This window comes from Ignavibacteriota bacterium, from assembly GCA_013285405.1.
In the GTDB taxonomy this organism is placed as follows: Bacteria; Bacteroidota; Ignavibacteria; order Ignavibacteriales; family Ignavibacteriaceae; genus IGN2.
Genome location: CP053446.1, coordinates 736,477 through 748,215, shown reverse-complemented (window position 1 = coordinate 748,215; position 11,739 = coordinate 736,477). Strand labels below are relative to the sequence as shown.

General features: G+C 34.4%; 10 protein-coding genes. All 10 read right to left on the bottom strand.

Annotated features, from left to right (window positions below; all coding sequences use genetic code 11):
- Positions 1-69: 69 nt before the first annotated feature.
- Positions 70-1,044, bottom strand: a complete 975-nt coding sequence (locus tag HND39_03280) for a DUF4328 domain-containing protein (protein QKJ95374.1) — start codon at positions 1,042-1,044, stop codon at positions 70-72.
- 11 nt (positions 1,045-1,055) lie between these two features.
- On the bottom strand, positions 1,056-2,666 hold the full coding sequence (locus HND39_03275) for a hypothetical protein (GenBank protein QKJ95373.1): 1,611 nt from the start codon (positions 2,664-2,666) through the stop codon (positions 1,056-1,058).
- An 86-nt stretch (positions 2,667-2,752) separates the two neighbouring features.
- Positions 2,753-3,745: a hypothetical protein gene (locus tag HND39_03270; protein QKJ95372.1), complete on the bottom strand. Its 993-nt coding sequence runs from the start codon at positions 3,743-3,745 to the stop codon at positions 2,753-2,755.
- Between the two features lie 11 nt (positions 3,746-3,756).
- Entirely contained in the window at positions 3,757-4,161 is a 405-nt protein-coding gene (locus tag HND39_03265; GenBank protein QKJ95371.1) for a hypothetical protein, read from the bottom strand.
- A 76-nt stretch (positions 4,162-4,237) separates the two neighbouring features.
- On the bottom strand, positions 4,238-4,777 hold the full coding sequence (locus HND39_03260) for a hypothetical protein (GenBank protein ID QKJ95370.1): 540 nt from the start codon (positions 4,775-4,777) through the stop codon (positions 4,238-4,240).
- A gap of 86 nt (positions 4,778-4,863) precedes the next feature.
- Complete coding sequence (locus tag HND39_03255) at positions 4,864-5,271, bottom strand: hypothetical protein (GenBank protein ID QKJ95369.1); 408 nt, start codon at positions 5,269-5,271, stop codon at positions 4,864-4,866.
- Between the two features lie 31 nt (positions 5,272-5,302).
- Positions 5,303-5,812, bottom strand: a complete 510-nt coding sequence (locus HND39_03250) for a hypothetical protein (protein ID QKJ95368.1) — start codon at positions 5,810-5,812, stop codon at positions 5,303-5,305.
- A 43-nt stretch (positions 5,813-5,855) separates the two neighbouring features.
- Positions 5,856-6,257 (bottom strand): hypothetical protein, encoded by a 402-nt coding sequence (locus tag HND39_03245; GenBank protein ID QKJ95367.1) that lies wholly within the window; start codon positions 6,255-6,257, stop codon positions 5,856-5,858.
- Positions 6,258-6,460: 203 nt separating this feature from the next.
- Positions 6,461-10,057 (bottom strand): T9SS type A sorting domain-containing protein, encoded by a 3,597-nt coding sequence (locus HND39_03240; protein ID QKJ95366.1) that lies wholly within the window; start codon positions 10,055-10,057, stop codon positions 6,461-6,463.
- A 34-nt stretch (positions 10,058-10,091) separates the two neighbouring features.
- A complete protein-coding gene (locus HND39_03235) occupies positions 10,092-11,717 on the bottom strand; it encodes an alpha/beta fold hydrolase (protein QKJ95365.1) in 1,626 nt (541 codons plus the stop codon).
- Positions 11,718-11,739 lie beyond the last annotated feature (22 nt).

Below are 11,739 nucleotides of genomic sequence, written 5' to 3'. Positions count from 1 at the left end.
ACATAATCTTTTAAATTACGACTATCAAATAGTAAAGAAGAAATTGTTATTGTTCAAACAAAACAGTATTTAAACACTTTGTATTAATTCTTTCCCGCAATGAGTGCAAAGCAAAGCATCCAGTTCAACCAAATTGCCGCAATGCTGACAATACCCTTTAGGTTTGCTCTTAATTTTTTCAGATTGCCAATCATTAATTGTTGTAATCAGATATAGTAGTATTAAAGTAACAAAAATTCCAATTGACGTTGCAATGAGATCAAACCAGGACGCTGTCAATAACTTTTGAACAGTATCAGCCGTTAGGGATAATTTAAATGAAAAGTAACTGAGATGACGCTCAATCAGAAAAAATGTCCACCACAAAATCAAAACAGTATTTGAGGAAAGTCGTTTATAAAATTGATTATTATCTTCATCTGGTAAATTATAATCAGGCTGACTTCTAAACCAGATCTCTTTCATAATTGTATATGGTCGTACATAATTAAGAAACGGAACAAAATAGGAACCAATTGCCCATCCAGAAGAAAATTCATTTGGTTTTCGTTGAAGAGTAAGCAGATTTCTATACGCTTGTCTGATCCAGATTAAAAAAATAACAGATGTGGCTAAGTAAATCGGTATAAAAACAATTGAAGAAATTATTATAGCCAGATTGTAAAAGTAATTTTCCTCATAATAAAGAGTGTCTTCATATCCATTGTTCTCATTTAAATATGCAATATCATTTGTGTTCGTGTAAATGACTATGATTGAAAAAAAAATTACTGAAGACATCAGAATTACTAATACTTTAGTTAGCCCATCAAGTGATTTGTATTCATACTGTGGTTTCATATTTAGCACTGTTTCTACTGGTTTATGAATTTCTTCCTGGTTGAGGTTGGAATTACAATTTTTACAGACAGTGTCAGTTTGAAGAACCAATGCATTACAATTCGAACAGTTGTAGAATTCAGCTTTGCAATAAGGACAATTTTCATCTTCTGGTGCTACAACACTGAAACAATTAGGGCATTTAATTGAATTATCTGTTTCCATTTTCTGACCTCTTAATATCTATCAATAATCCATAATTTTGAATAGGGTTTAGCTAAATTTTTATATAAATCAGCTTGTTCGTCATTACCATCTTTCCGAAATACGAGGCTCAGATAGTAATGAGCTTCAGCAAAATCAGGATTGATCTCAATTGATCGTATAAATGAGTTTATTGCACTTTTATTGTTATTGTCTTTAAACTTTAAGTATCCCACCACTGCAAACACTAATGCCGAATCGGGAATAAGCCTAAACATATTGGAAAATGTTTTATCAGGATTGTCATAAATAATTTTGCTTCGTTGATCAATCAGCTGAATAACACTTGATGTTGCCTGTATGATCGGATTTGAATTATCTGAAGGGTAATCTTTAACTTTTAGAAGTTCCTCAGAGTAAGGGATCAATCGTTCTTTTGTACTTTGCTTCAGGAAATTTTTTTTCGTTGCACCAATTATTTTTTTATTTACTTCATCAAATTCATAAGATAGCGTACCTGCGTTTGGATACATTATCGAATTATTATCCGGAACATGAATTGCTCCAAGTATGTGAGCAATTTCATGAACTAAAGTGATTGATTCTTCTATCGGATTCCAGTATTGTCCGATAGAAGGGAAAGATGGCTGAGCAGTAATTGCAGCATCATTGCTAAGTAAGTATGCAATTCCAAGTTTAGATTTATCAGTCCAATTTCGTTTTAATTCATGATCGAGTGTAATACCAATCTGAAGTGATCCGGGATTCGAAGTAGTTGACTGATAAAGTTTTTCTAGACTGTTTTTTAAATCTCTATCGAAATTTGAATTCCATTCGACAAATTCTAGCTGAGATAATTCGATGTCTAATTGTGAACGTAAAATATCGTTAGCATAAAGAGTTCGCAATTTTAGTCGGTCCATCCATGTATCGGGAAATTCATCCCTGTAAGATTTATCAACCCAGAAAGACACTTTGTATAGATTTGTTGCTTTTTTATTATCAACAATCGAACAGATCGGGATATCTTCTAATTCACGAGATAGCTGCTTGGCAATTACCATCCAGGGATATTCCCGATAATACGAATCAGAGTTATCGTTTTCAGAAAGTAAGTAGGTTGTATCGGAAGCAGTATATGATTTAATTGGATCTCTCATTGATCTGTCATAAATCGATACCCTGGAATTAAGTGTAGGAACATTCATTCCAGCAAATTGATATTTCTTCCAATAAACATATCTGTCTTCAGAGTAGAATGTTAGTACAAATGCACTATCCCACACAGCAGATACTATTATATAAATATCTGAGGATGGCAAATAATTTTTAGATTGCAGCGAGTCAGCGATTTGTCTGTGGTTAGTAGCAGTAATTTTTTCAAAATTTATTTTTAGAATTTCATTTGCATCAATCACTTTGTAACCACGTGCCTGAAAGTCCAGATGTAAAACCCGAATATATGTTTCATCTTTTTCAATATTACCTGAAGGAACTACATAAGTTGTAATTATTTGTTTGTCTGAAAATTTAAAATCCGGGCCAAGTTTAACATTTGACTGTGTAGAACTACAGCTGGAGTGAATTAAAATCAGGATAATTCCAATTATTAATGTTAAAATCAATAAAACCTTAAGTCTCATCTTTTTTACCTATGGAAATTGTATGAATTTGGTTTTAGGAAAACTTAACAAATTAATTGTAAACCTTCTTTGCATAATATTAATCATCAGAACGTAAAATCTATCTGCATCATTGGCAGAATGAATAAATTCTGTGAAGGATCTTTCAATTGAGTTTCATAGAAAAATCTGGCGCCAACAAGTAATCGGCTCTGTTCTCCCAAAATGAAGTAAACGCCTGGTGTAAAGTGTGCGAAACTTGCTGTTGTTTCACCTCGAAAATCTTGAGTAATTGTTTCGTTAAATACGAATGGTGGAAAGAAGAACCAATCATAGTCAATTGTTTGTGGCTCAAAGTCGAGTAAAGACTGAACGCTGTACCCTCCGTTAAAAAATAAATTAATTATCCAATCTTTTTTTGCTGTATTGAATGTAAAATTTATAAATGGATCAAAATAGGTTTCATCGCTAATATCATGATAGAACATAACATATTCATCTGTAGAACCCCAAAAATCAGTCGTACTAACTTCAGCAATAGTGTGTGCATCATATGAAATGCTCTGAACGTGGAATCCAACATCAAACCTGAAAGCCATCCCATTTTTTACTCCAAATAATCCGATGCCTCCTGTTCCTCCCCATAATGATTTATTATTTCCTCCGGCATAATTAACTCCGGCAAAGAGTGCAAAGTTTCTTGAGAGTTTAAAATCAAAATCAAGTCCTGCAGTTACTGTTGCAAATTTCCAGGTCAGATTTTGTCCTTTATATTGAAATCGGTTTTCAATACTTCTTTGGTAAGAAATTGTACCATTGTTATAATATACTGTATCCGCTTGATAAAATCCTTCAGAATTGACCAAAGGTGTTCCTTCGGATTGAGCTTTGATTTCTTTTTCAGGATTGTATGAGAACCGCATTGATAGTGTAACTGCTGGAGTTTCAGTACTATCTGTGATGTGAATAGGAGATTGGTTAATTGGACCTGTTACTTCTACATCCTGTAGATAAAGCGTTTCTATTGTGGTGCAGCCAGATATTACAATAATTAAGATAGGCAGGAAACTTAAAAAAATAATTATGTTTTTCATTTTCATTTTACTCCTTTCTATTGAATAAGATCGTCTTCGATTTCAGCGGCAATAATTAAGGTGAATACAAGTGCAGCAACAACCACAACTCCTGCAATTAAACCAATGGTTGCCCCAGTATCGACCTTTTTCTGTTCAAAGCTGATTATATCACTTATCGGAATCGATCCTTGAAACGGACTAATTGGGGTAAGACTTTCAATTGCTCCTTTACCAAAAAGTGAATCATTAGAGACTGAAAAATTTCCTGGAGAAAAATGATATCTGGTATAGTCCTTAGTTGTACAGAAAAGTTCATCCTTGAAATCTAATTGATATTGACCCTTATCCAGTTCTTCTTTGCTCATCACAGCTGAATAATAACAGCTTGTTAAATTGAGAGTTGATAGGATGAGAATCATTACAAAATATTTTTTAAGCATTTCTGTCTCCTTTAATTTAATGTTAATTAAAAATCATTACTGAAACCGGATAATTTGTTTTGTTTGTTTCAATATTTTAATAAAGATTAAATCCACTAAAAACAAAATTGATTCCTTTTAATTCAACTTTAGCAAAGTTATTAGCTGAAAATTCAGATCTGAAAAACCTGATATCAATATGATCGGATATAAAATTTATTACAGAATCATTCGAGCAATCATCCAGCATCATAAAGAACCCTTTCATTCGGAATTCATATCCGGATGTTTTTATATTATCTGGTCTCTTCCTGCTGAACACCCCGGAATTAATTCCAAGAGTTTCAAAGAGGACAAAGTTGTGGCTTCCTTGCGATGTAGTCCGGTCCTTCCGTTCTATTCGAAGTATATTCCGGTTCATTGGAAATTTTTTCTTAAAAATATTAAAGTCAAATAATTCAGGCATTAAATCCTGATTTTGTTTACTTACACCAACTGAATATTCCAGACTTAATTCAGGAAATCCTGAAAGCAAGATTATTTTTTGATAATTAAAAGATTGAAATAGCTTTTCTCCCGCATCTTCATTTAAAGAATGAAAAACTATTTGAATATTGTTTTTCGTACTAGTCTTCATTTCAATACCTGACCAACAATAGCAGAATCCATTCAGGAGGGACATTATAAATACAACGGTAATATTTATTAAAACGTTCATTTTAGTTAATCAGGATTAAATACATCCGACATAAGTGCAAGTATTAGTAATCCTGCTGCCACTACACCTACCGCCATTATACCTAATATCAAACCTGTGGTAGTTCCCGTGTCAGCCTGATTTTGTTCAATTATCAAAATATGATCAACAGAAATTTTACCATCGAAGGGAGATTCAATTCCATTTTTACTCGATTTGCCCTGACCATAAATTGTGTCATTCAGCAATTGATAATTATATGCGTTGAAGTGATATTTGATTGAGTCCATAGTTGTTATAAAAATTTCTTCCTTTGGATCTGGTTTTGAAATTCCATTAATAATATCTTCTTTTAGAATTTTTTCTGATGAATAACATCCAACGAAGTTCAATAATGAGACTATCAATATTGATATGTTCATTATGTTAATCATTTTTCTTCCAAACATTACTATCTCACTGAGATTAAAACATAAAACCAAAGCTCAAACCGCCGCTTGGTATAAAATTCGGTTCAGCTTGACTATTGTAGAAGGGAGTAAATGCAATCCGAAATACAAATCCACCAGGGCTTATATATCTATATCCAACTATACCTGTTAAAAAAATCAAAGATTGATCATCCGAAGGTAAACCAAAAACTTCGATGTCAGTTCCTGCAAAGTATGTTACACCAAGCCCGGTTTCGAATTTCGAAGACACACCGCCGATTAGATAACTGGCAGTCACGGGGATATGTATAAAAGTTCCTTCTGCAAAAATTAATCCGGGTGTAATACCAAAACCGCCGCGAAGAGTAAAATTTTCAGAGAGTGATCGTTCATAGTTGATTGAGTAAATCATACCATTACCACCCAACTCAAGATAGAGCTGGTTTTGTTTTATAGAAGATGTTGTGCTTTGAGCAATCAAATTGATTTGCGTCAGAATAACCACGCTTGAAACTAGTAAAGATTTTTTAAATAATTCTATCAACTGAAATTCTCCTATAAATATTCTTTATTAAAATCAAGGATAGTTATTTATAAATTCCTCTTATGTTACCAACAGCAAAATTTGGATAATCATTTACATTCACGTTTGAAGATGAATATGTAATTGTCCAAAAGGTTGATTCGCTCTTCGCTAACGGAACTCCAATTTGTGTATAGTTACCACCGAGTTTAGTCGTTTTTGATGAATTTGTATAAAACTGACACTCTACATACCATGGCGATGTAACTTTTGAGTTCCCATGATTTTTAACAGTACCTTTGGCAACGAGTCTATCATTTGCTGAATCTAGAAAAGTTGTATCGACAACGAATGATAAGTTCTGGATTACAGTATCCGTGTCGGAATCTACGATTGCTTCATTCTGATCGCAGGAAATGAGGAGTAATGACATTAATAAAGACAGAGTTATTAGTATTCTTTTCATTTTATCACCTGAAACTGATTGTTAAATTTATTTTCAATTAGAGTTCTGATAGTTTTCATAAATCAATTCTGAACTCATTGCAATTGTAATTAATTGACAACCTTAGTTTGTCATGGTTTTGTCAAAAAAATGTCTTATTTACTATAGTGCTGTTAGTTCTCTGTCTTTTGGTTAATTTTAATTACTTGAGAGGACATTTGGCACTATTTTATCAAAATCATTTTCTTTACTTCAAAGAATTTATTCTGAACATCTAATGAATAGAAATAAACTCCGCTTGCAAGATTATGACCATTAAATACAACCTCGTGTATGCCAGCGTTAAGTTCCGTGTTTACCAATTGTGCAACTCGTTCACCAAGTATATTGTAAATATTCAATTTAACTAAACTCTGATGGGGCAGAGTAAATCTGATAACGGTTAAGGGATTAAAAGGATTTGGATAGTTCTGAAAAACCTGAAACCTTGTTGGAATAGTTTCGTCATTAACTGATACTACAGGTTCAGGTGTGGTGAAATTAAACAGATCAATGCCAAATTGGGTTGGATTATTATAGGTTATATAAACTAAATCATTCAGAGAAAAGGTGGATAAATAATAAACGACATTCCATGTTGCATTATCTGCAACCATTTGTGAAGTTACGTCAATTAGATCAGGACTATATGAAGTGTTTACTACCCATGTATAAACTCTGTTTGTTTGATTCCAAACTGCACCGCCACTAATAGTTGGATTACCAGACCTATCCCAGAATACAAGATTGACCTGCTGATTTTGATCCACATTCCACACTTCAAAAGGAACACGGACTGTAAATGGCTCATCTGAAAAACCATAATTTGGATTCATTGGATGATATGTAAGATCATATGTGCTGGCTCCAAATAAAGTTGCAATTGAACCTCCTGATGAAGTAATAGTTATATTGACACCGTTCGCAATTGTATCAATTAGGATACCCGTCCAACGGAATTCTAAATCTTGCTGGAGTACATTTATATTTGTTGTCCCACCAGCTCCGCCATAGACCGGTAATGAAGTTGCAGCATAACCATCCTCATAACCGAACATGGTAAAATCACAAACAGTAAAATTATCTCCTGTCCACCAAAAATTACCTTCAGAATAAGAAAGTTCAGTTCCATTAACTAAAACACTACCCATCGTTTTTGGTTTTTCGTAATTAACATCGACTGAGATTTTAAAACCTTCAGCAACTGGATCACCAACATATTCTCCTGTGTAAAGATCGTAACCCATTATCACAGTTTGATCTTCCAGCACTGTATCCTGAGTTGTAAGATTAAGAACATTCCAATGATCTTCAATTTTTGTTGCATATCCAACCGAAGTGATTTCAGTATAACCAACAGCATTAACAGTTCCTCCCGAATAGCCATCATCATAAATTATCCATTCAACCGTTAGAGGTAATTGATATGGCATTATAGATACCTTCCACTCTTCACCTCCTGTAAATGCACCGTTACCTGTTGGCGGACCATTTACGATTCCAAGATTTAAAGTATTGCCAACTATCTCAGGAACTATATATCCATTGTTTGCATTAAATGGAATAGCTTCAATTATCGTAGTTCCCACTGGGAAAGTTAAAGTGATACCATCAGCCCAATTATTATCAGGACTTACAAGATCTAATAAACAACTGATTTCCAGACTACCAGCAACAGGACCGTATGTGGCAGCCATACTAATTGATGAACCTGTTAAAGTATCCGGACCACTTGGTCGTCCTGGGAATCCTGGTACCCACTCACCAAATTCGTTGCGATAATACTGCTGTTGATTGAAGAAGACTTCATAGTCATCACCTGTAAGTTGTGTTGGATCATCTACCACCACATACACCTTCCCATCACCACTTCCTTGTGAATGTGTTACCAGAATTGAATCACCATAACTAGCTCCTCCTAGGCTATCATAAAATACAGCTTCAATTACTTCTAATAAACTTTCTGAATTATTTGGAACGGCAAGCGGATCAAAATTATATGTATATGCAGTAACAGCGAAATAATACTTTTTACCAACTCTCATATGTGTATTCTCAACGTAGTCATAATTTGTTAGTAATGATCTTTCAATTCCTGAATCAGATCCAAATTGTTGAATACCGTTTACGGGCAACCCAGTTTCAGGATCCATCACTATGCCTTCTATTTCAGTTACTCCATCAACTTTATCAAAAGTTGCAATTCTCACTGCATTTTCTTTGATTGGTAGAGGACTTGCTAATTGATAAACATTGTAACCCTGGAACTCATATCCGTTCTGATTAAAATTTTCTATTGATTGAACTGAAGCAGTATCTAATCCCCAGTTCAATTTTATTTTCCAGCTGGTGCCGGTAACCACTGCCTCGGGCACTTCTGTTCTGGGTGGCATATTTGCGATGTTCTGAAGACCGTTATCAAATGCTTCCTGTGTTAATGCGTCATAATATTTTAAAATTCTATAAGCTTGAAGTCTGTTAAAACCAATTGCAGCAATTTCTGCAATTACTATTTCTTGTGTATCACCAACTGCCATCGTAAAGGGACCAGAAGCTAATCCAACTCTTCTATCTCCGGGTCCATAAGGATCCCCGTCAATCCAACCTTCTCCCGTCAATGGGTTACCAGACAATGTATAACTAGTTGGAAGCCCGGTAGTTGGATTAATAAATGGTTCTCCGGTTAATCCGATTAGTCCTTGCATGAAATTATAAAAACGTACAGCTCCTTCAGGATAAGAACCTTGAACTGGATCAGTTAATTCGGGATGATTCTGTGTGAAATAATATGCAGCCGTCATGGGAAGAATTTGATTTCCTTGAATAGTTGGACCTTTCAACAAATCAAAACCAATTGCAGGCGGCGGATAATCATCGTAAACGGGATCATATTCATATCCATTGTAAGCATAGATTATATTCAGCGTTGTATCACAGCCAACGAAATCATCACCTGAATTGCCAATATCAGGGTCAGACCACATTGATATATACATATCAGAAAATGCAACATCACTTTTATTAATCAGCTTGTATTTTCTAAAAAATAAATTATCGAGAAAACTCCCATTGTGATATTCCCAGTATGTTGCCTGGTACTCAATTCCCATAGGCATTGTACCGTACATAAAAGTTGTTCTTGCAGCATCAAGATCATTGGCGACAAACCAGATTGTTTGTGCTGCACCTGATATTCCTGGTACATCCACATTTGGATTATAATTTCCATCTTCATCAACATCTTTAAAAGGGGCACCATCTTGAGCTCTCCACTCAACCCAATCCACTTCATACTGAGTTCTGATTTCAAATTCAGTTTTATTTTCATCGTATGCTTCAACAGATAAATCTACCCAAGGCCCACCAGGATAAACATCAGGTCGTACTCTATAAATTCTCACGTGCGGAAGATTAAAATCTTCTGGTATACCAGGTGATAATATTTTACCACCTTGTAATCCTGTTCTATACACTGAACCTCCGACATGTGGATCAACTTCTCCCGATCTATTTAGATTAGCACCCCATAATAAACCTGACATAAAAACCGCAGTCTTACCTGTACCTTTCGGGAATGTAAACCCAGAGTTGGATTCGTAATAATCTATATCCGAAATACCATCATTCTTAAAAATTGTAGAAATATTATTCAAGTTCAGATAAGCCCGTATCGGATCACCAACAGTTGAAGTTGGTTTGTTGAGCATCTCCGGTTTTTGCGGATAGACTATTGAACAAATCAACATCAAAACTAACATTAGGGTATATATTATATATTTCATTTTACACCTCGCTAAATAAATTTTTAATAAAATATTATTTAAGTAATACCATCTTTTTCGTCTCGATATAATTTTCAGTTTTTACGTCTGGGCTTCGCCCAGCCGAGACAAGCAATTGATAGAAATAAACTCCACTCGGTAACGGTGAAGCATTGAATTCAACTTCATAACTTCCTGCAGGTTTGTATTCATTCACTAATGTTGCAACTTCGTTACCAAGCACGTCGTAAATTTTTATTGTTTGCCAACTGCCTACTGGCGACTGCCAACTGATTTTTGTGCTTGGGTTAAATGGGTTTGGGTAGTTTTGAGAGAGATAAAATGATTTATGAAAATCAGGATCGTTCTCAACATTAACAATAATATCTTTATAGCTTACTGGTGGTTCAGAATATTGCGGGAAGTTGTAGTTTGGTGGATTAGCAAATATTCCCTGAAGAATTTCAAGAGTTTCCAGCGATCCGGGCATTTCGTGATGGGGAATATTTGGTACATAGTAAGTGTGTTCAAATATTTGTCCATTAATGAGTTCAGCACTTCTGACCGGAACTGTAAAATCACCATTCAGATTACGGGAGTATTCAATTGTTTTGCAATATAATGGCGGACCTCCATCAATCACACGGTTTTTACCTATTGTCCACTGGTTATGACCAACAATGTTAATTACTTCAACCTGCCCAAAATCTAATGTATCTATTGATTGCTTGAATACTTCAGAATTATTGAGAAGACCATCGTTCAAATCTTCTATTATACAAGACTGATATGATAATAGATAGCTGAGCAATCCGGAGTAATCAACAAAATTTCCATTTGGTATCTGAAAACATTCTGAATAAATATTAATATTTGAGGAGAAGCCATTATTTAAGCTGAGGTCAAAGTAACCGGAAGAAGGAATAAGCTGATAACATGAAGGTAAATTTCTGGCTAACGATCTTGCAGCAAGCCATTCTATTTCATTAACAAAATTGAGCCATTCAAAAAGTTTTCCCTTGAGCATTACAGTCAACATTTCCGGAGCGCCTAAATGAGGTGTTGCAATAAAGACCATATTTTTAATTCTTGATTTGTCGAAGTTCTTAATACAGGTTTTGGAAACAATTCCTCCCATACTATGACCAACAAGATTAACCTGGTTTGCTCCTGTCCAGTTCCTTACACTGTCGATGAAGAAAGATAATAGTTCGGCATTTGTTAAATTATTTTTTCTCCAGTCGTAAGTAAAACAAAATAAATTTTCTCCTTCATTATGGATATCATCGTAATCATCCAACAAATATCCGTTCGCTTCCATATTGTCAAAAAAACCTTTGAATAAATCCATAGGTACATTCAACAATTCATCTCTTAACGTATTTGCAGTGTCATTCCGTAACGGGGCAACTTTAATATTATAGTTACCATCAGGATCAATTCCATTTGACTTAAGCCATAAACTATGTGTAAAAAATTGAGGACCGAACCATGCTTTTTCATCTGCAATAAGTTTATTGTCATAATTAATATCATCATAAAGCGCTGAGCCCATAATACCGGGAACATAAATAACTGGAGTTGAGATCAAAGTTTGTCGGGAGCTCGATTCGAACGACTGAGGATTGCTGAATAAACTAATAAACAAAATAAAAAATATAGAAATGTAATTTTTATTCATTAAATATTGCCTCCACTTTTTA

Bases quoted from the DNA above. Each gene is read 5' to 3' on its own strand.
- HND39_03280 (QKJ95374.1), bottom strand. From the start codon at position 1,044: ATGGAAACAGATAATTCAATTAAATGCCCTAATTGTTTCAGTGTTGTA.
- HND39_03275 (QKJ95373.1), bottom strand. From the start codon at position 2,666: ATGAGACTTAAGGTTTTATTGATTTTAACATTAATAATTGGAATTATC.
- HND39_03270 (QKJ95372.1), bottom strand. From the start codon at position 3,745: ATGAAAATGAAAAACATAATTATTTTTTTAAGTTTCCTGCCTATCTTA.
- HND39_03265 (QKJ95371.1), bottom strand. From the start codon at position 4,161: ATGCTTAAAAAATATTTTGTAATGATTCTCATCCTATCAACTCTCAAT.
- HND39_03260 (QKJ95370.1), bottom strand. From the start codon at position 4,777: ATGAAGACTAGTACGAAAAACAATATTCAAATAGTTTTTCATTCTTTA.
- HND39_03255 (QKJ95369.1), bottom strand. From the start codon at position 5,271: ATGATTAACATAATGAACATATCAATATTGATAGTCTCATTATTGAAC.
- HND39_03245 (QKJ95367.1), bottom strand. From the start codon at position 6,257: ATGAAAAGAATACTAATAACTCTGTCTTTATTAATGTCATTACTCCTC.
- HND39_03240 (QKJ95366.1), bottom strand. From the start codon at position 10,057: ATGAAATATATAATATATACCCTAATGTTAGTTTTGATGTTGATTTGT.
- HND39_03235 (QKJ95365.1), bottom strand. From the start codon at position 11,717: ATGAATAAAAATTACATTTCTATATTTTTTATTTTGTTTATTAGTTTA.